The following is a 19,116-nucleotide window of genomic DNA, read 5'->3' as shown; positions in this document are numbered from 1 at the left end:
TCATATGCGGAATTTATAAAATTGACTTAATATGACGACTGAATTAATCAAACTAAAAAGTGAATTAAGAAAAAAAGGTGACAGAGCAAAGGCAGAAAATATTCGTAAATTTTTCAAGAATAGTCAATCGGATATTTTTCTAGGAGTAACTGCTGCACGTATACGTAATCTTGCAAAGGATTTTTATGATCTGCATCTTCAGGATGTTTTAAAATTAATGAAATCAAACACGCATGATGAACGATCTATTGCTCATGCAATATAAGGAAATTCTTTACAAGCTGGCGCGTTCAAAGCGTATATGGGATAGGCGAATTGCGATAGTCTCAACGCTACATTTTGTACGTTGCAAGAACGTGGTTGATGCGCTGAAAATTGCTGAAATTCTTTTAAACGACGATGAAGATCTCATTCACAAGGCAACGGGATGGATCCTGCGTGAAGTGGGTAAAAGGAATATCACGGCACTTAAAAAATTTTTAAAAAAGCATTATAAAATTATGCCTCGTACTATGTTAAGGTATGCTATTGAAAGATTCCCCGCTGAGGAACGAAATAAATATTTATTAAAATCAAGAGAAACAAGATATTGAACATTAAGAAAACACAGATTAAGTCGGCTTTTAAAACGTTTATATTTCTCGCTTTGGTTTTTTCTACGACGCAAGCAATTTCTGCGACTATTTATCTTCAAGCCAAACAATATCTAGATATAAAGACAGGAAAACTCATAAAACCAGCAAATTTGCTAATAGATGGAAAAAAAATTGTAGCAATTAATCCAGCAAATGTTCCAGCAACAGCAATAATAATCAAAAAATCCAATCTTACTTTATTGCCTGGTTTGATGGATATGCACGTTCATCTTCCTAACGATTTTAATCAACAATTCAAGCTTCAGCTGGTACAGGATGATGATGCCATGTCGACGGTACGCGGAGTTAAAAATGCCAGAATATTGTTAATGGCCGGATTTACGACAGTAAGAAATCTAGGCCTGACCCCCGGCGAAGGATTTGTTGATGTGGCCTTGGCCAAAGCAAGCGAAGCGGGTTGGATTGTAGCGCCTCATATCATACCTGCCGGCCACGGATTAAGTATTACAGGTGGGCACATGGATCCTGATATGTTCGGTCCATATGCACCGAATGTTCTACCCGTTAGTTATCGCACCGGGATCGCGGATGGAGTTGATGAGGTCATTAAATCGGTTCGTTACCAAATTAAGCACGGCGCTAAAGTCATAAAGGCGGCGGCTACAGCTGGTGTGCTTTCAGAAGAGGATGGAGTTGGCAATCAACAATATAGTTATGAAGAATTAAAAGCGATGGTGGATGAAGCCGGCCGACATGATATACCGGTTGCCGTTCATGCTCACGGCACAGAAGGAATAAATGCTGCAGTGAAAGCAGGTGTACGTTCCATTGAGCATGGTTCTTTGCTAGATGATGAAAGCATCCGTTTAATGAAACAGCATGGAACATTTTTAATTCCTACTACTTATGTAACAGACGCTATTAACCTCGACATTCTAAGTCCAATTACACGAAAAAAAGCTGAATACTTGATGCCAATAGCTAAGAAAAATCTGCAAAAAGCAATTAAGTCGGGTGTCAAAATTGCGTTTGGAACAGATTCCCCAGTTATTCCCCACGGTGAAAATGCAAAAGAATTTGCAGCACTCGTCAGGCGAGGTATGCAACCAATTGATGCCATACGCACAGCGACAATCAATGCTGCTGATTTATTAAGATTACAAGATCGTGGCCAAATCAGGGTTGGGTATCACGCAGACATAATAGGGGTGCTAGAAAATCCTTTGACTAATATTCATGCGCTTGAACATGTTCATTTCGTGATGAAGGATGGGGAAGTATTTAAAGGGTAAAAAAGCTGAGTTGCATTGATTGTTTGAATCCGCCGTCTCCATGACAACCACCATGGCCGGTAACTCTTATTACCGGCCATTATGCTTGGATACCAGAGGCCATGGATTCAAAAAATAAATGCATCATTTCCCCTGCTAAGCCTTTATTTTACCCCCTAAAACATATTCTTTGATTTTAAAATACAGTTAATGTCATAGTATCTTTCAACTTCTTCTCTATTGTAATGCAGCTTTGGGCAAGGATGTTTAAATGATTTTTCAAAGAATGAAAGGAATGATTGCAACAAAAAAAATTTCTCCTCTCTTTATTAAAGCCAGCCTGGTTTTTTGCTTGGGAATAGGCGTTTGCTCACCCGTGGCAGCAGGCAAGACTGCTATTAATTTATTAGCGGGCGGCAGCGTTATTGAATTTGGAGATAATGAAAAGCATATTGTATTTCCTCCTGAAAGCTTTAGAACCGACAGCTTTAACGTAAGCGGCCATCCCATCGACTTTGCACCAGCAATAGGTATCTCTTACGATGTTGATATTGACTCTGCTTATCGCGATATTCGCTATCTATTTCACAGCGTCTCGCTTGGTATTAATGCTTATTACAATCAAACCTCGCGTGATGGTATCGTTTTGCAATACGGTCTACCTGATTTTGCCAATTCAACCTATAACATGAAAGTAAGCAGCAGCCGTTTAATGCTGGATACGGAATTGGATTTTCGCCCCCTGTGGGAAGGCATTATGCTTTTTATTGAAGTGGGAGCTGGCGCCGCAAGAAATACGCTTAGTTTTGAAAATAATCCATTACCGAATGTCGGCGCAGATGGGGGCTTTTATTCCTTATCAAAAAATCCTCAAATTCAATTTGCTTATGAAGCGGGCGCCGGCATCAAAGTGCCAATTTGCCACAATTTAGTCTTATCAGCACGCTACCTATATGCTAACTCGGGCAATGCTGAAAGCAGTAAATATGATTACAGTACAGGTGTGACATTGGGAAAACCGATCAAAGTTAAAATAGAGTCTCAGTCGGTTTTAGTCGGTCTCAGTTATTTATTTGGATAAGTCGCTATGAAAAATACTTTTTTACAAAAATTATTTTGCCTCTACGCTTTAAGTGTCTTTTTTACTATATCGGCTCATGCGGGCAGTAAAGCACCATTAGTGATTGTTTCAGCAGAAACGGTGCAAAATATGGCGATCAATACAACACAAACAGTCACTTATACAATTAAAAATAACGTTCCTACCGCACCTATCCAATTAAATATGGCTGCCAATAAAACACAGTTAACGCCAGTCTCTCCCCTCACCGCATGGCAATTTAGCGACGACTGCCAATATAATGGGAAGGCGCATTATGTTTCGCCGAATGGGCAGTGTCATGTTTCTGTTACTATTTCGGCAGGAGGAACTACTGGCAAAGTTCAGCAGAATGTTATGATTAATTATGGTCCTACTTTCCAAACAATCTCGCCTGCACCAACACTGAATTTTAATGTAATTTCTAGCGGTGGCGGAGCTAGCTTAGCGTTTACTAATGCGCCCACTGGGCAAAATATGCCAACCAATAGTTATCAAGATTTAATTTGGACTTTATCAAATAGTTCAAGTAATGCAATCTCACTTACTCCTGCGGGCATTAATTTTACGATAGCCTCGTCATTGATTGGTACACCAACTTTTACTAACGATTGCAACAATAGTGTCCCGGCTAATGGGGAATGCCATATTCAAGCAACAATCGAATCACTGTCCACGCCTGGTCATATCAGTCAGTATTTATCCGTGACTTATAACACTTCATCTAAGTTAATTGTTGACACGCCAACCAATTTTACTATTTCGGGTTCAAGCGCTGGTAAACGCACTTTTACTTTTGTTAACAAATGCCCCTATAAAGTTTGGTTTGCGTTTAATGGCGGTGGACAAATTAATGGCTGCGCAACCAATGCAGATTGCGATGCAAAACCTGGCGTTCAACCGGGCACTTTTGCTTGTAATCCGAGTGCGAATGCAGGAGCCGGCATTTGTTTTTGGGTCAATCCAGCTCCGGCAAATGGAAATTATGAGTTAGCCGCCAAGACAGGCACAAACGTAGTATTGTTAACGGAGCGGGTCTATAAACCGACACCAACACAACCCATCGTATGGAGCGGCAATATTGCCGGCCGTACAGGATGTTCCAGCGGCGTATGTGAAACAGCTGATTGTGGCGGTGGCGGGACAGGAGCATGCAATGTTGGGGTCAGCTTTAATCAACCAGCTATGCAAGCTGAACCGACATTTCAAACAGATATTGATTTTTATGACATCACTAGTATTAATGGTATCAACGTACCAATGTCAATTGAACCGCTTAATGCTACGCGCGACTCATTTAATCCTTATACATGCGGCTCAACAGGAGTGACAGCTAATCAAACCGCTTCCGGAGGAACGATAGGCGGTTGTTCATGGAATTTCTCGCCGCCTAGTCTAGCCTACGTATGGGTTGCGGATGCAGGTTCCACCCCTTGTGCGGCTAATAGCGATTGTAACCAGGCAAATGGAGAGGCCTGTGGTTTGAAAAGGTCTGCCATTAGTGCAAATTCAGCAGCAACCATGTGCGGAAAATTTTTAGGCTACTGGACAGCGGATCAAGTGTGCGGGATCAATAGCAATTATTCACACGCACCTTATACTTGTAATGCACCAGCCGACGGAGGTACGACTTTTTCCAGCATGTATCAATGCAATGCGGGCGTTTACGTAAACTCATGTTATACCACTGGCGGGCAAACGGGTTGCTGCGGCTGCCAAAATTGGCAGGAGGCGCCATCTAGTCTTTTAATTCCGTCTAACAATAGTATTGTGCAACAGTGCGCAGCGTCAGGGAACGGATCCTCTAATGCCACCTGGGTTGCTAATGCCTTAAACACATTGATTTGGTATAAAACTGCATGTCCGCCAAACTATGTGTATCCTTTTGATGATAAAAGCAGTAGCTTTACCTGTTCCAACAGTGCGAGTGCGAACAGTGTGAGTTATAGAATTACCTTTTGTCCCGATGGTCGCAGCGGCGCACCATCTGGAACCATTCAGAGTTAAGGCCAAAGAGGGCTAAGTGCAGCAGTTAAGCAGAATGTAACTATGCTGGCTAGACTTAAGCCCTCCCACCTCCCCCTTGCAAACCTTAGCTGACCTATCCGAGCGCTTTACATAACTTTATTCAACGCAGAAGCCACGCTGCTTGTACTCCCCTTTGCAACTACCTGTTATAATTACTAAAATTTTATTGATAACGGGAAGTAACGATTTATGGCTAATGAATACATGCCGATACCGCTGTTTGATGCTTTAGAACATCTTGATGCGTCTTTCGATATACAACTGCCTCATGTCAAATCACAGCTTCCCGATGGCATTTCGGTAAATGATGTTATATCTGACTACAAACAGGCGCACAGTTTTCTCCATGCTTATCGAGGAAGCGCTGAAACGTTCAAGTCCTATCGCCGTGAAATCGAACGACTCCTGCAATGGTCATGGTTCATGCGAACCAAGACATTAAAAGAATTACGCAGAAGCGATATGGAAGCATTCCTGGAATTCTGTCAGTCACCACCCAAAGCCTGGATTGGCGTTAAACATGTTCCTCGTTTTGTTGACTTGAATGGTCTGCGCGCAGCTAATCCTGCCTGGCGGCCGTTTATAGCTGTTATCAGTAAAAAAGCTCATCGGGACGGCGATCTTCCCAATGCCAAATCCTACACGCTATCGCAAAGCGCCCTGCAAGCTATTTTTGCCATTTTAAGCAGTTTCTTTAACTATCTGGAGCAGGAAGAATATACCTTCGGCAATCCCATTGCCCAAATACGGCAAAAAAGCAAATTTTTACGTAAACATCACGGCAAGAAAGCCATCCGCCGCTTATCGGAGCTGCAATGGGCTTATATTATAGAAACAGCCGAATTAATGGCCAATGAAAATCCTGCATTACATGAACGAACGCTTTTTATTATGAACGCGCTTTTCGCCATGTACTTACGTATCTCGGAATTAGCGGCCAGTGAGCGCTGGATACCACAAATGGGGCATTTTTATAAAGACATGGATAGCAATTGGTGGTTTAAAACGGTAGGTAAAGGCAATAAAGAACGCGACATAAGCGTAAGTAATGCTATGCTTGAAGCATTAAAACGCTACCGTATTAGCCTAGGATTATCTTCCCTACCCTCTCCAGGCGAAGCAGTTCCTCTTATTCCTAAAGCCCTTGGCAAAGGACCGATTGAAGGAACAAGACATATACGCAAAATCGTTCAATATTGTTTTGATAAAACGGTTGAACGATTAAAATCCGATGGATTTAACGATGATGCCGAAATGCTAATGGCAGCGACCGTACATTGGCTGCGTCATACCGGCATCTCGGAAGATGTAAAAATCCGTCCGCGCGAACACGTGAGAGATGATGCCGGGCATAGCTCAAGCGCGATTACGGATCAATACATTGATATTGAATTACGTGCAAGGCATGCGTCAGCGAAGAAAAAGCCGATTAAGCTCTGACTTACTGGCTTGAAAGGTTCAGACCAACATTTTGATTTATTAGAAGCTTGACTGACTATCCAACTGATACGCTCTATCTGTGCTCTTGCGGACAAGAAGCTAATTAGCCACATCATTAAACTTGGATTCTTTAACAAAAAAGATAAACAAAATATGCATGATGGCAATTAAAGTAAGATAAAGGCCAGGATAAAATAGCACGTTGAAATAAGTATGCACCTTAATGTTCAGAATAATTTGAATAATCATGGGTGTTGGACCACCGACCAGTACCAACGCTATATTATAGCCTAATGCGCCGGCTGTACATCGCACTACAGTTGGAAATATTTCTGCAATCATAACAGGCAAAATAGCCGCGATAGGGGCAAGAAAGAAACAATAAATAATCAAACTAAATACTACATAAAATAATTTTCCTGTCAGGATCAGTGCAAGCATTGGAAATACTAATAGCAAGAATCCCACCGTTCCAAAGGCTGCGATCGGTTTTCTGCCAAACCTATCTGAGAGTGCGCCCATCACAGGGATAAACAATACTGTGAATATTAAACCGATCGTAATGGCCAAGTTGGTTTCGAATAGCGGTAAATGGACGATATTTACTAAGTAATCAGGGATGGTGCCAAGCAGGAAGTAATTTCCCACACCCATCATAATGGATAAGCCAAAAGCAAACCAAAGTGCTTTTGGGTATTTCATAAAAGATTCACGTATGGGATTTTTGATAATATCGAGGCTTTTTTTGTGTTGCAAAAATACCGGAGATTCACTGGCATTAAGCAGCAATAGCGCGGAAATCAATCCAATCGGGAAAGCGCCCAGATACGGCAAACGCCAACCCCAGCCTTCAATCTCGTCAGTTGTTAAACAGCTGGTGATAACTAAAAACGAACCAATACTAAGCAAAAAACCTAAATAGATACCTACCATCACAAAGCTGGTTAACAATCCTTTATTATATTTGCTAGCGTGTTCTACCAATAATGCACCTGAATTAGTGGGTTCTGCTGCAACGGCCATCGTCTGCAGAATTCGCAATATAGTCAAGCTCAGAGGAGCGATAAAACCAACAGCAGTGTAGCTGGGTAAAATTCCAATGAGAGTAGTCAGAATACTCGAGATAACGACAACATACATGAGAGTATTCTTACGCCCATATTTGTCTGCATAAGCGCCCGCAATAGCAGAGCCGATTGGGCGAAATAAAAAACTAAGTGCAAAGACAATAAAATAGAGTATGAGAGCGGTTGATTCTGTCGCAAAGCTAAAAAAAACCTTAGAGAGTACCGGAGAAAAATAGGCATATAAGGCGAAATCTCCCCAGGCAATGGTATTGCCAAGAATAACAGCAATGGAGGTAAATACGCGGGATCGGTGCTCTTTAACAGGAGTCATATGAATGTAACTTCATTACATTTAAGCACTTACCATGATAATAGGATTTTTATTATATTGCTATATCTAATCGCGCTTTCCTTAAGGCAATTAAAAATACACACGAATAAAAAATTTGTTCATTTATGCTGTTCCATTTAATCTACCCTACTATGGTAAACTGGTCTTGAAATCAAAGGGGAATTTTCATGGCTGATTACCCTGTACTCATCGTTGGTGCGGGCCCTACTGGCATGGAGCTAGCTGCTGAACTTCATCGATATGGCATTAATTTTTTAATCATTGATAAGCGCCCAAATTGTGTCACGACATCCAATGCCTGTGCCATTCATGCCCGCACGATGGAATGCTGGCACGAGCGGCCCTGGCTTTCCAGCCTGCTTGAGCATGGATTAAAAATAAAAAGCGCCAGTATAAATGAAAAAAAATGCCGGCTAGCCAGGCTTGATTTTGAGCAAGTGCAACATACACAATACGATTTTGTGCTTTCTGTACCGCAAAGCCATACCGAAGCCGTGTTAGATCGTTATTTAACAAGCGTGGGCGTTCAAATAAAAAGAAATGCAACCCTGCTTGAGTTATCAGCAAAAGAAGACAACGTGACTGCACGTATTGCCACGCCTGAAGGTGAACTCTCAGTGTCAGCGGATTGGGTTGTTGGCTGTGATGGTTACCATAGCACCGTACGTGAACAGGCAGGCATTGCTTTTGAGGGTACTGATATTGAAGAACGCTTTTTGCTGATTGATGCGGATTTTGCAGCTGATTATGAGCCAAATGCATTCCATCTTTACCTTAGCCCAAAAGGTATTTCTGCATTTTTTCCCATGCAGGAATCCACTCGCATTATAGTCGGTGTTGGCCATGATCCTGATTTTAAAAACGTCAAAGAACCGACTCTGGAAGTGATGAGTGAAATTATCAAACAACGCACATCGCTCCAATTCACCCTAAATGCAATTCGATGGCAAAGCCATTTCTGGATTCATGAGCGCCTGGCTCAGCAGTTCAGCGTCGGCCGGATTTTTCTTGCAGGAGATGCTGCCCACGTGCACTCACCGGCTGGCGGACAAGGCATGAATACCGGCATACAGGATGCGTATAATCTGGCGTGGAAGCTTGCTTATGTAATCAATCGTAAATCACCCGTGTCCCTCCTCGACAGTTATGGGGCAGAACGCCATTCTATTGCTCAGCAAGTCGTCGAAATGACATCCAAAATGATCAGGGTTGCCAATATGCGCATGCCTTTTTTAGTTGCCATACGCAATTTTATAATGCCACTCTTTTCTGGTCGCCAGCTTTTCCAGAAAATATTACTAGGCAGGATGTCTGAATTATCGCTGCACTATCACCCTAGCCATATTATTAAAGGCAGAACTATCGCTCCTTTCTCGCCTGGCTTTCGCGCATTAGATACGCTCATTACTGAGGGACAGAATATTTATCTTTATGATATTCTGAAACGCTCTCAGCAATATTATTTACTGGTTTTCCATGCGGATGATGAAAATAAAAATAGACTCACCTCATTGCAAAATAAATACAGTGATGTATTATCCATCAGCTTTTATGATCTATCTCATACCAAGCTGCTTGAAACTTATCCATTTAAACAATTCACATTTTGTCTTATTCGGCCTGATCAATATATCGCTTATTTAGGAGACCAGATCAACGAATTTGAAAATTATTTACAATCGCAATTCTTCTAACAGCATAAAATTTGTTTCTATTTGGATTAAATTGCCCTTTTAAATTTTATATAGCGGTATTATGCTTATGAACAGCCGCGTACGATAAAAGGGTTAAAGGGATGAGAGGTAGAAGTAATAATGGGCATTGCTTTATTTTTAATGACAAATGCCGTCTCGTTCTGCTCAGTTTTCTTATGCTATTCGTTGAATTGACTCTCGTCCGCTGGTCTGGATCAAACATTTATTATCTTTTTTTCTTTTCAAATTATGTTCTGCTGGCTAGTTTTTTAGGAATAGGAATCGGCTTTATTCGTTCAAAATCGCATAGACGCTTCTTTTATCTTTCACCTATTTTTCTTGCTATTGTGGTTTTCTGCTGCTATCGCTACAGCTATCAGTATCAGCCGCGTCTTAATAGTGAAACTGGCAATTTGAATTATTACGGCAGCTATTTTAAAGACAATATTTACCCCCAGTGGTTTAGCCTGCCGCTTATTTTTATTTCCGTCACCGCAGTGATGGCTTCACTTGCTGATGGCGTCGCCCGCACATTTCAGCTATTCAAGCCACTTCAAGCCTATCGACTTGAAGTGATAGGCTCGCTAACCGGCATTGTCACTTTCTCTATTCTATCCTTTTTTCATGCAACACCGATCTGGTGGGGTATTATCATTACACTAATTTTTTTACCTTTCCTTAAAAAAAAACTGCACCACCCGATTTTATTAACAGTTCAACTGGGTGCGCTGGTTGTGATGCTGGCAACCTTTGGCAAGGAATCCATCACATCTAATCACTTCTGGTCCGCGTATTATAAAATTGAAGTTCAACCTTATTCTAATAATCAATACGTAGTCAATGTGAACGGACTTGCCCAGCAAGTGATTGAAACCGTGCGTCAACGTCAAACAGTTAAGCCGTTTTATTTTCTTCCTTATCAACATAGATTGAAGCAAAACGCGCTTGATAATGTGCTTATCATCGGCTCCGGTACCGGTGGCGATGTTGCGATTGCGCTTGCTGAAGGTGCGCGGCATATTGATGCTGTCGAAATCGATCCCATGCTCTACCGTTTAGGCAAACAGTTTAATCCTGATCGCCCCTACCAGGATCCTCGCGTCACTATTCATATTAACGACGGCAGAGCTTTCTTACAGCAAACTTCCCGCCAGTATGACATGATCATCTTTGCACTGACTGATTCGCTGATGCTGATACCTGGACAGTCATCATTGCGTCTGGAAAATTATCTTTACACGCTTGAATCCATTTCCCGTGTTTATCAGCTTCTCAAACCGGATGGCTTGTTTACTATTTACAATTATTATCACGCGCCCTGGCTGATAGATAGATTGGCGAATACGCTAGCTCAAGTTTTTAAACAACCACCCTGCCTTGACACGTTTGGCGTGCGTGATTATTGGGCCACTGTGCTCACCATCAGTCCCCAATCATCTACCTTGCAGTGTCCTACCCGATGGCAGCCCGTGCTACATGATTATTCAGCACCTGCTACCGACAACCACCCCTTTCTTTATCTCATGGAAAATACGCTTCCCTTTCCCTATTTAATAACACTTGGATTTATTTTGCTTTTCTCGCTGTCCCTTATCCGCATAACAAATGGGTCATTAAGTCCCATCAGAAACTATCCGGATCTTTTTTTAATGGGTGCTGCATTTTTACTGCTGGAAACCAAAAGCGTTATCCATTTTGCACTACTTTTTGGCACGACCTGGTTCGTAAACGCGCTAGTGTTTATGGGAATTTTATTCGCGGTCTATCTTGCCGTGGAAGTAACAAGCCGGGTCAAGACTCTCTCGCTCTCTTTTTTATACATCGCCTTATTGCTATTCCTGTGCTCAAACTGGCTTATACCTAATAGTATACTGCTGATGCTGCCCAAACTCGCACGATTTGCTATCGCAGCTGCGCTGGCATTCGGGCCCATCTTCATCGCCAATCTTATTTTTGCCAAACGTTTCCGTTATGCAATAGATTCTACCGAGGCGTTTGGGGCCAATCTACTCGGCGCAATGACCGGCGGCATATTGGAATACGCATCACTCGTGGTCGGCTACAAAAATTTATTAATTTTGATTTTGGTCCTTTATACAATTGCGATTATCTTCATGCCATCTGAGAAGGCACAACAAACAAGCGAAGCATAGAATATTGAAAAAGTAGATTAACCGTGTATACTTCTCCGCAAAGCAGGTATTGATCGAAGCCCTACAAGCAGAGCCTGAGGAAGTCAGAGAGATAATGTGGTGCGCATACCTTAAAAGGCAGCCTTAAGCATTACCGAGACATCCACCTATTCTATTCGGGCCTTCGATCAAGCCTGCTTTTTTAATATCTGGGCTTTGGTCATTTTGACAGGTGTTCATAAATTTGTCAGTCTGTGATCAGGATGACAGCTGTTTCTGTAGGGCGAACGGTTAGAAGTTTTGTCGTGTACAGAGATCATTAAGCTATAATTGCTCTTTTTTTGCTCCTTCTATTTCTGGTTTAAAAAATACCCTCCAAATTGGTTTATCATATAAGTAATAAAGCAATTTCATCCCACGGAGAGGCTATGACACAAAGACAAAACCCCGATTTCAATGATCCCAATAATCCGAATAATCCCATCAATGTTGAGCGCGCTCTATATATAAGAATGATTGCCATTCTGGTCGTCATTATTGTGGCGATTGTCTTGATTTTAGTGTTTTTCTATTACTTATACGCAACCCCGCCCGCCGGGCCACTACAAACGCAAACCATCGTACCTACGCCACCGCCCGCTACAGCACCTGCTGCGCCGCCCGCAGCAGCACCACCGGCTCAAACAAGGGCATGATGGCTTAACATAAGGAGAATCGCTTGTCAGTGCATAGCATGCATTCTTTCGCCAAGCTGGTTCTCATTGCAGCCGCTCTGCCGTTTGCAAATCAAGTTGCGTTTGCTAGTAACAATACCTTAATTTTTCCGAGCGCCTGTTCTCAAGGCAATACGCTACTGATTGCGGCTGTGGGTGATGTTTTGCTACATCAACCGCTTCAAGTTAAAGCATCACAATCAGGTTTTGAAAGTATTTGGCAAGCAGCGATACCCTATATTCAAAAAGCAGATATTGCTTATGCAAACCTTGAAGGTCCCATGGCTGCGGGTATTACACGTGATGGTAATGAAGTGAAGCAAGGCCGATTTCATTGGGATAATAAAATTTACTCCAGTTTTCCTTTATTCAATTATCACCCGAATTTAGCAACAGCTTTGAAAACAAGCGGATTCGACCTTGTCTCAACAGCAAACAACCATGCACTCGATCGTTTTTCCATTGGCATTGACAAGACAATTGATGCATTAAATCAGGCTGGATTATCTTACACGGGAACGCGTAAAAAAGACGATAACGGCTTTAAATTTACGATACTAACACGAAATGGATTTCGTATTGCCTGGATAGCTTGCGCGGAACATACCAATGGCATGACGGATCACTATCAGCAAGTATTGCACTGTTTTAAAAACAAAGACCGCCAGTGGCTTTTGCAATCCATACAAACAATGAAAAACCAGGTCGATGCGATTATCGTATTCCCGCACTGGGGCGAACAGTATCAACATTATCCTAATAGCAGGCAAACCCAGTTTGCACACCAACTGGCAGAAGCAGGTGCAACTGCCGTGATTGGCTCGCATCCGCATGTGCTGCAGACAATGGAAAAATATATCACTAAAGATGGGCGCGCTACATTCATCGCTTATTCATTGGGTAATTTTGTCAGCTACCAGGGCACACCCAAGAATCGAACATCGGCTATTTTATTTTTAGGGTTAACAAAAAATTCGCAACACACCATTATTAATGGTATTCGCTTTGTACCTTTATATATGCAAAATCGTAGCGGTTTAAATCAACTTCATTTGACGGTTTTACCAAGCAATGATCGGTATTCAATCGCTTATCAAATTATTTCGCGTATATTGCCTGTTGGTAATATCGCTTATTCTCAGCCTATCATTACCAATCCACAATGCCATTAAGCGAGCCGCTTCAAGGTTGATATGCGTTATCAGTTTGCACGGTGGCGCCATAATCGATTAGCTATCCCGTGCCAGACAAGACCAAGTACAATCAATCCTAATCCGGTCATCCAAATTTTTATGGGCACCCAAAAAGCCAGAAACAGACAAGCGATTAATCCGCCGATTGCATAGCTTTGCGGATAAAGTCGGTCTTTTTTTGGCAACTGTAAGGCTGCGAGGTTCGTGATGGAATAATAGACCAAAACGGTAAAAGCACTGAATGCCCAAGTTGTTTCAACACTGCCAATTAAAGCAAGACCCGTAATAATAATGCCAACGCCAATAACTGCTGATGACGGAGCGCGCCCTGCATCAGAAACATGACCAAACAGCGGAGGTAAATCACCTTTCCTGCCCATCGCCAAAGCGACTCGAGAAAGACCGAGAATTAAATTTAATAATACACCTAACATGGATGTGCATGCTCCGAGTGCAACAACAATGCCAAGTCCGGGTGTTCCAATATTTCGCGCTGCCATTTCCAGCGGTGTTACACGGCTTTGTGTTACTTGCGCAAGATGATCGGCACCGACAGTACCCACAGCAACCAAACCAACCACAATATAAAGAATCGCACTGACGATTAACGTAGTGACTATCGCGCGAGGAATTAAAGTTTGCGGATTCTTTACTTCTTCACCTAATGTTGCAATACGGCCGTAGCCTGTGTAAGCCACGAACATCAATGCGGTTGCATAGAAAAAACCACTGACGCTTTTATCTGAAGCAGGAAAGAATGGTTTCAGATTCACCGCGCCCTGTTTAAATACATCCGGCAAACCAAATACTACAAATAGTACGAGTGTTAGCAATGTCACCATAACGATAACGATGTTTACCCAATTTGCCTTCCTAATGCCGCTTAACACCAAAATGGTTAGCGCCACAGTGATGCCGACAGCGACTGGAACAATGAGTGCTGTATTCAGATTAAGTAAATGTATTAGATAACCTGCAAATCCAAGCGCAGCTGTAGCAGCTGATGCAGTTTTAGCGCATAAAAACATCCATCCGGCCGTAAAACCAAGCCAAGGATGAAGATAACGATAACCATACTCGTATGTGCCCCCGCTGACAGCATGTGAAGCAGCAAGCTGAGCACTGGAAAAGGCATTGCATGTTGCAACGACGGCTGCCAAAGCAATAGCTAAAATGACAGCAGGTCCCGCTGCGCCCGCAGCTACGCCAATGCTGACAAAAATGCCTGTCCCTACAATAGAACCCAGACCCATCATGGTAGCGCCAACTATTCCTAACTCGCGCCTCAACATTTGTTGTGATTTTCTATTCATAATTCCCTTAGTTTTATGCAATAAAATTTTTCTGAGAATCTTATTCCTAAACTAAATTCTCCACAGAAAAACAATAACCGATCCATGCATCGTTGCAAATAAATTCTCTATTAAGCATTCCTAATTTTTTCTTTGAAGTAAAAGCGCAAGCCATCTCTCTCTTCTGTTCCAATTATCCACTCACAGATAAATGCGCATTATATGGCGCAAAATACTTTCATATTAGTAGCGAATTTTGGCTAATTTAGCGTGTAAATATCACGTTAATTAAGTGTTAATAATTTATAAATATTAAGCACTTAATATGTTTAGAATAAAAAAATGAACAAAAAAATTTGTCTCCATCAGATTTTTTGTGTACTATACCTCCATGCAAGCATTAACGAATATAACAAAATATTTATCAAAGTATTTGATATTAGTTGTTTTAAGTTGCAGCCTCTTAATGGTTATGGATCCCCGCAACACGACTATCATGGATATCACTTCGACTAATACAAATATTGATGAGAGTGCAGCTAGCAATCCTGATGAGACTGTCTGGGATAGTTTAAGCCGCGAATTCAAACTGGATCATAAAGTGCAAACGGCACAGGTTCAGGCTGAGATTCGTAAATTATTGGCTGACCAGAATAAGCTCTATCAAATTCTAACAGCAGCGGCGCCTTATATTTATTTCATTCAGCAACAAACACAGGCACGTGGTTTACCTGGTGAGCTGGCGCTTATTCCGTTTATTGAAAGCGAATTCAATCCTAATGATCACTCTAATAAAGGCGCGACAGGACTTTGGCAACTAATGTCAGGCACAGCGCGCGAATTAGGTGTAAAAGTGAAAGCGGGTTATGATGGACGCCGCAACGTGGTTGCTTCAACGAAAGCTGCGCTTGCGTACTTTAAAGACCTTGGTAATAACTTTAACGGTAACTGGTACCTTGCTATCGCTGCTTATAATTGCGGCCAGGTCAAAGTAGAATCCGCTGTGCGCCGCACAGGCAGCAAAAGCTTCTGGAATTTACCCCTACCCAAAGAAACAAAATATTATGTTCCTAAATTGTTGGCAGTAGCGGAAATCGTGGAAAATCCACAGAAATATGGTGTAGCGTTGCCAGCCATTACAAACCAGCCCTACTTCACGGCGGTAAAAGTAGACAAAGCCGTAAACTTGACAAAGCTTGCCAAATCTTCTGGTATCAATATTAAAACACTCAATACATTAAATCCTGACTATAAACAGGGAACTGTCCCAAAAGGAAAAGACTCTACCTTGCTAGTACCTATTAAAAAAGCATCTGTTGTACAAGCCCAATTGGGTAAACCCAAAGCACAAACCGCTTAAACGCTGAACGGCACACCTTTTGTTATTCGAATTTCAAAATCGGTATGCTATGCTATCGGCATAGAAAATTATCGAAAAAGGACTTTCACCATGATGGCTGTGATTTTTATATTGCTCTTCCTGGCAGTTGTACTCGCCTGGTTTGGCGCGCGGCGACTCTCCTCTTATTTTTTTATTGTGACCTTTGTTATATCCATTGCCTGGTTTTTTCACCACGTTACGTCAACCCTTGGATTATCACTTTAAATTAAGAAAAGGATAGCCTTATGATCGCCCTCTTAAGAAAAAATATCATACCATTAGTCAACTTTTTTGAACTTTCCGCTGTCATCGTTATTATTATCCTTGCGCTTTGCATCCAATTAATTGTGCACGAATTGCCCTGCCCGTTATGTTTACTACAACGCGTTGGATTTCTGTGCATGGCATATGGTTTTTTAATGAATTTCCGCTTTGGATTCCGCCCAAGCCACTATTCGATTGTACTGGTTAGCGGTCTTTATACCTGTTTTGTTGCACTTCGCCAAATTGCCTTGCATGTCATTCCCGGCACCGGTGCTTACGGCAGCGCCATTTTAGGTTTTCACCTATACACATGGTCATTCATCGCTGCTATGGCCATCGTCGTTATTACCTCTTTGCTGCTTGGCGTGGATCACCAATTCCAGCCCACTCAAAATCGCGGTAAAGGGTGGCTCTTTCTGACACATAGCTTATTTGCCATTGTTTCTATCATCATTGCCGCTAACATTGTTTCTGTTATTCTGGAATGCGGGTTCAAAACTTGTCCTGATGATCCCGTGCGCTATGAACTTCTTGAAACTTCAGGCAAGGTGTAAAACTCGAATCCTAGGATAGCCAGCCCGTATGAAAACACGTCCAGTTTACATATCAGGCGGTGTACGATCACCGTTTGTTAAATCCATGACACATTACGCAGGTATCACCACTCAGGAACTCATGACAGCGACTTTGCAGGCGTTGGTGACTCAAATGCATCTGGAAGGGAAAATAGTGGGAGATGTAGGCTTGGGCGCCGTCATCAATAGTGCTTTAAATTGGGATCTCGCCCGCGAATGTGTATTGGGAACCACACTCGATCCCCACACGCCTGCTTATACATTGCAACGTGCTTGCGGAACGAGTCTTGAAACCACGCTGCAACTCGCGCTTAAGATTTCAAATTATCAAATTGATACTGCCATTGCTGGCGGCGTGGATACGAATAGTGATGTGCCTCTGTCATTTCGCAGGTCCTTTGCGCAAAAGATGTTGGCTTTGCGAAAAGCAAAAGACTTCAAAGAGCGACTTAAAATAGTAGCGTCGTTCAGGCCTGCTGATTTCAAGCCTGAATTACCAGCCGTAGTAGAACCCCGCACCCGCCTTTCCATGGGAGAGCATTGTGAAAAAATGGTGCAAGAATGGCACATCTCCCGTAAAGAACAAGATGAATTGGCGCTCATGAGTCATCAACGCGGAGTCGCCGCCATTGAAGAGGGATTTTATGATGATCTGGTATTTGAATTCATGGGCTTAAAGCGGGACACCACGCCCCGCAAAGATACTTCGCTTGAAAAATTGGCAAAACTCAAAACTGTTTTTGACACCACCGAAAAAGGGACACTTACTGCGGGAAATAGCAGCCCGCTTTCAGACGGCGCCGCGGCCGTTTTTCTTGTTTGTGAGGAATATGCAAAAGAATTTGATTCACCCTTGCTTGCACGGTTTGTGGATGCGCAAGTTGCAGCGGTTGATTTTGTTCATGGTGAAGGATTACTGATGGCGCCTACCATCGCCGTTAGCGAACTGTTAAAGCGCCATCATTTATCGCTTCAGGATTTCGATTTTTATGAAATTCATGAAGCTTTTTCAGGCCAGGTCTTATGCACTTTAAAGGCCTGGGAATCACCCGATTACTGCCAGCGCGTGCTAAAACGCAACGAACCGCTAGGGCCCATTGACAGATCCAAGTTAAATGTAAAAGGCGGCAGTGTCGCTTTAGGCCACCCATTTGCAGCCACCGGTGCCCGAATTGTGGTTAACCTTGCCAAATTACTACACCAACGAGGTCAAGGACGAGGCCTCATTTCCATCTGCACTGCTGGGGGTATGGGAGTGGCAGCCATTCTTGAAGCCGTATGAAGCGCCTCAAATCCTAGGCAATTAAAATTTTCTTCGCTTGCTTTGTTCGTTATCCTTTTTCTTATCTTCTTTCTCATCTTCTTTTGGAGAAAATTTGATTCTATTGAGCGAATCAGCCAATGTATCTTCTTTATCTTTTGAGATAGAAAAAAACGTGAAATCCTCTTGAAGTTCATCCATCTCACGCTTGCGTTTTTTATAGAAAGATTCCAGCTGAGCCTGAATTTCCACAGCGTCAACAAACTCATCTTCTTTAGGAAAATCGATTTCGGCTTTTGAAGCAGTCGCAAATAAATGACCGTTTTTGGCGAGCAAATGATAGGTCTTGTTTAATAGCGACTTGAATTCCTCATTAACAAATGAGAAACGTTGAATATCTATAAAGAAATGCAAATGATATTCTATTTCTTTTTGATCCAAATGAGTCTGAAGATGCTCGATCATGCGCACAAAATTATCTAGCACTTTTATTTCCTGATCATCAAGGCCAAGTGTTATTTTTTCACTTCCTGTTTTTTTCAGCGTGGCAATTATTTTTTGCTCCCTCAGCAAATCTCGAAAAAAGCGCGCTATGGCATCCAGATTGTCGTACAATTGATTTTCGACATACCCTTTCTGCAATTCGATAGCTGACAGTTCAGTTTTCTGGTTCCATCTCGTTTCCATTGTTTAGTCCTCGCAAGAATTAAAAATTTTATTAAATTTGCACACTATATTAAGTTGTTGGCCAATGTGGG

At 42.2% G+C, this 19,116-nt stretch carries 15 protein-coding genes and 1 pseudogene; 13 read left to right on the top strand and 3 right to left on the bottom strand.

Annotated elements, in window-relative coordinates:
* Positions 1 to 31: 31 nt before the first annotated feature.
* From AQUSIP_RS12485 to AQUSIP_RS05075, 5 genes and pseudogenes are all read left to right on the top strand, one after another.
* Positions 32 to 593, top strand: a pseudogene (locus tag AQUSIP_RS12485) (DNA alkylation repair protein).
* The gene (locus tag AQUSIP_RS05090) at positions 590 to 1,888 is read left to right on the top strand and encodes a metal-dependent hydrolase family protein (RefSeq protein ID WP_197737830.1); all 1,299 of its coding nucleotides are present in this window, start codon (positions 590 to 592) and stop codon (positions 1,886 to 1,888) included. The pseudogene AQUSIP_RS12485 and the gene AQUSIP_RS05090 overlap by 4 nt, the downstream one beginning before the upstream one ends.
* A gap of 355 nt (positions 1,889 to 2,243) precedes the next feature.
* Entirely contained in the window at positions 2,244 to 2,948 is a 705-nt protein-coding gene (locus AQUSIP_RS05085) for an outer membrane protein (protein ID WP_147277449.1), read from the top strand.
* A 6-nt stretch (positions 2,949 to 2,954) separates the two neighbouring features.
* A complete protein-coding gene (locus tag AQUSIP_RS05080) occupies positions 2,955 to 4,973 on the top strand; it encodes a thaumatin family protein (protein ID WP_114833373.1) in 2,019 nt (672 codons plus the stop codon).
* Positions 4,974 to 5,183: 210 nt separating this feature from the next.
* Entirely contained in the window at positions 5,184 to 6,434 is a 1,251-nt protein-coding gene (locus tag AQUSIP_RS05075) for a tyrosine-type recombinase/integrase (protein ID WP_114833372.1), read from the top strand.
* A 99-nt stretch (positions 6,435 to 6,533) separates the two neighbouring features.
* Here the strand turns inward: AQUSIP_RS05075 and AQUSIP_RS05070 are convergent, their stop codons facing one another.
* A complete protein-coding gene (locus tag AQUSIP_RS05070; RefSeq protein ID WP_114833371.1) occupies positions 6,534 to 7,832 on the bottom strand; it encodes an MFS transporter in 1,299 nt (432 codons plus the stop codon).
* Positions 7,833 to 8,020: 188 nt separating this feature from the next.
* Here AQUSIP_RS05070 and AQUSIP_RS05065 point away from each other — a divergent pair, with 188 nt between their 5' ends.
* The 4 genes from AQUSIP_RS05065 (at position 8,021) to AQUSIP_RS05050 (ending at position 13,564) form a co-directional block, all read left to right on the top strand.
* A complete protein-coding gene (locus AQUSIP_RS05065) occupies positions 8,021 to 9,547 on the top strand; it encodes an FAD-dependent monooxygenase (RefSeq protein WP_114833370.1) in 1,527 nt (508 codons plus the stop codon).
* A 101-nt stretch (positions 9,548 to 9,648) separates the two neighbouring features.
* Positions 9,649 to 11,700, top strand: a complete 2,052-nt coding sequence (locus tag AQUSIP_RS05060; RefSeq protein WP_114833369.1) for a spermidine synthase — start codon at positions 9,649 to 9,651, stop codon at positions 11,698 to 11,700.
* Between the two features lie 407 nt (positions 11,701 to 12,107).
* Positions 12,108 to 12,374: a hypothetical protein gene (locus AQUSIP_RS05055; RefSeq protein ID WP_114833368.1), complete on the top strand. Its 267-nt coding sequence runs from the start codon at positions 12,108 to 12,110 to the stop codon at positions 12,372 to 12,374.
* Positions 12,375 to 12,403: 29 nt separating this feature from the next.
* A complete protein-coding gene (locus AQUSIP_RS05050; RefSeq protein WP_232058684.1) occupies positions 12,404 to 13,564 on the top strand; it encodes a CapA family protein in 1,161 nt (386 codons plus the stop codon).
* Positions 13,565 to 13,593: 29 nt separating this feature from the next.
* On the opposite strand, the gene AQUSIP_RS05045 is transcribed toward AQUSIP_RS05050, so the two are convergent.
* The gene (locus AQUSIP_RS05045; RefSeq protein ID WP_114833366.1) at positions 13,594 to 14,898 is read right to left on the bottom strand and encodes an APC family permease; all 1,305 of its coding nucleotides are present in this window, start codon (positions 14,896 to 14,898) and stop codon (positions 13,594 to 13,596) included.
* A gap of 445 nt (positions 14,899 to 15,343) precedes the next feature.
* Here AQUSIP_RS05045 and AQUSIP_RS05040 point away from each other — a divergent pair, with 445 nt between their 5' ends.
* The 4 genes from AQUSIP_RS05040 (at position 15,344) to AQUSIP_RS05030 (ending at position 18,379) form a co-directional block, all read left to right on the top strand.
* Positions 15,344 to 16,237: a transglycosylase SLT domain-containing protein gene (locus AQUSIP_RS05040; RefSeq protein ID WP_170131724.1), complete on the top strand. Its 894-nt coding sequence runs from the start codon at positions 15,344 to 15,346 to the stop codon at positions 16,235 to 16,237.
* A gap of 90 nt (positions 16,238 to 16,327) precedes the next feature.
* Positions 16,328 to 16,483: a DUF5993 family protein gene (locus AQUSIP_RS12330; RefSeq protein WP_170131723.1), complete on the top strand. Its 156-nt coding sequence runs from the start codon at positions 16,328 to 16,330 to the stop codon at positions 16,481 to 16,483.
* A 20-nt stretch (positions 16,484 to 16,503) separates the two neighbouring features.
* Entirely contained in the window at positions 16,504 to 17,076 is a 573-nt protein-coding gene (locus AQUSIP_RS05035) for a disulfide bond formation protein B (RefSeq protein WP_114833364.1), read from the top strand.
* Positions 17,077 to 17,104: 28 nt separating this feature from the next.
* The gene (locus AQUSIP_RS05030) at positions 17,105 to 18,379 is read left to right on the top strand and encodes an acetyl-CoA C-acetyltransferase (protein ID WP_114833363.1); all 1,275 of its coding nucleotides are present in this window, start codon (positions 17,105 to 17,107) and stop codon (positions 18,377 to 18,379) included.
* A gap of 21 nt (positions 18,380 to 18,400) precedes the next feature.
* Here the strand turns inward: AQUSIP_RS05030 and AQUSIP_RS05025 are convergent, their stop codons facing one another.
* Entirely contained in the window at positions 18,401 to 19,045 is a 645-nt protein-coding gene (locus AQUSIP_RS05025; protein ID WP_114833362.1) for a hypothetical protein, read from the bottom strand.
* Positions 19,046 to 19,116: the final 71 nt, after the last annotated feature.

It is taken from the genome of Aquicella lusitana (assembly GCF_902459475.1).
GTDB lineage: Bacteria > Pseudomonadota > Gammaproteobacteria > DSM-16500 > DSM-16500 > Aquicella > Aquicella lusitana.
This window is presented reverse-complemented; position numbering and strand designations above follow the sequence as displayed.

Bases quoted from the DNA above. Each gene is read 5' to 3' on its own strand.
- AQUSIP_RS05035 (WP_114833364.1), top strand. From the start codon at position 16,504: ATGATCGCCCTCTTAAGAAAAAATATCATACCATTAGTCAACTTTTTT.
- AQUSIP_RS05080 (WP_114833373.1), top strand. From the start codon at position 2,955: ATGAAAAATACTTTTTTACAAAAATTATTTTGCCTCTACGCTTTAAGT.
- AQUSIP_RS05025 (WP_114833362.1), bottom strand. From the start codon at position 19,045: ATGGAAACGAGATGGAACCAGAAAACTGAACTGTCAGCTATCGAATTG.
- AQUSIP_RS05070 (WP_114833371.1), bottom strand. From the start codon at position 7,832: ATGACTCCTGTTAAAGAGCACCGATCCCGCGTATTTACCTCCATTGCT.
- AQUSIP_RS05045 (WP_114833366.1), bottom strand. From the start codon at position 14,898: ATGAATAGAAAATCACAACAAATGTTGAGGCGCGAGTTAGGAATAGTT.
- AQUSIP_RS12330 (WP_170131723.1), top strand. From the start codon at position 16,328: ATGATGGCTGTGATTTTTATATTGCTCTTCCTGGCAGTTGTACTCGCC.
- AQUSIP_RS05075 (WP_114833372.1), top strand. From the start codon at position 5,184: ATGGCTAATGAATACATGCCGATACCGCTGTTTGATGCTTTAGAACAT.
- AQUSIP_RS05040 (WP_170131724.1), top strand. From the start codon at position 15,344: ATGGTTATGGATCCCCGCAACACGACTATCATGGATATCACTTCGACT.
- AQUSIP_RS05065 (WP_114833370.1), top strand. From the start codon at position 8,021: ATGGCTGATTACCCTGTACTCATCGTTGGTGCGGGCCCTACTGGCATG.
- AQUSIP_RS05030 (WP_114833363.1), top strand. From the start codon at position 17,105: ATGAAAACACGTCCAGTTTACATATCAGGCGGTGTACGATCACCGTTT.
- AQUSIP_RS05055 (WP_114833368.1), top strand. From the start codon at position 12,108: ATGACACAAAGACAAAACCCCGATTTCAATGATCCCAATAATCCGAAT.
- AQUSIP_RS05060 (WP_114833369.1), top strand. From the start codon at position 9,649: ATGAGAGGTAGAAGTAATAATGGGCATTGCTTTATTTTTAATGACAAA.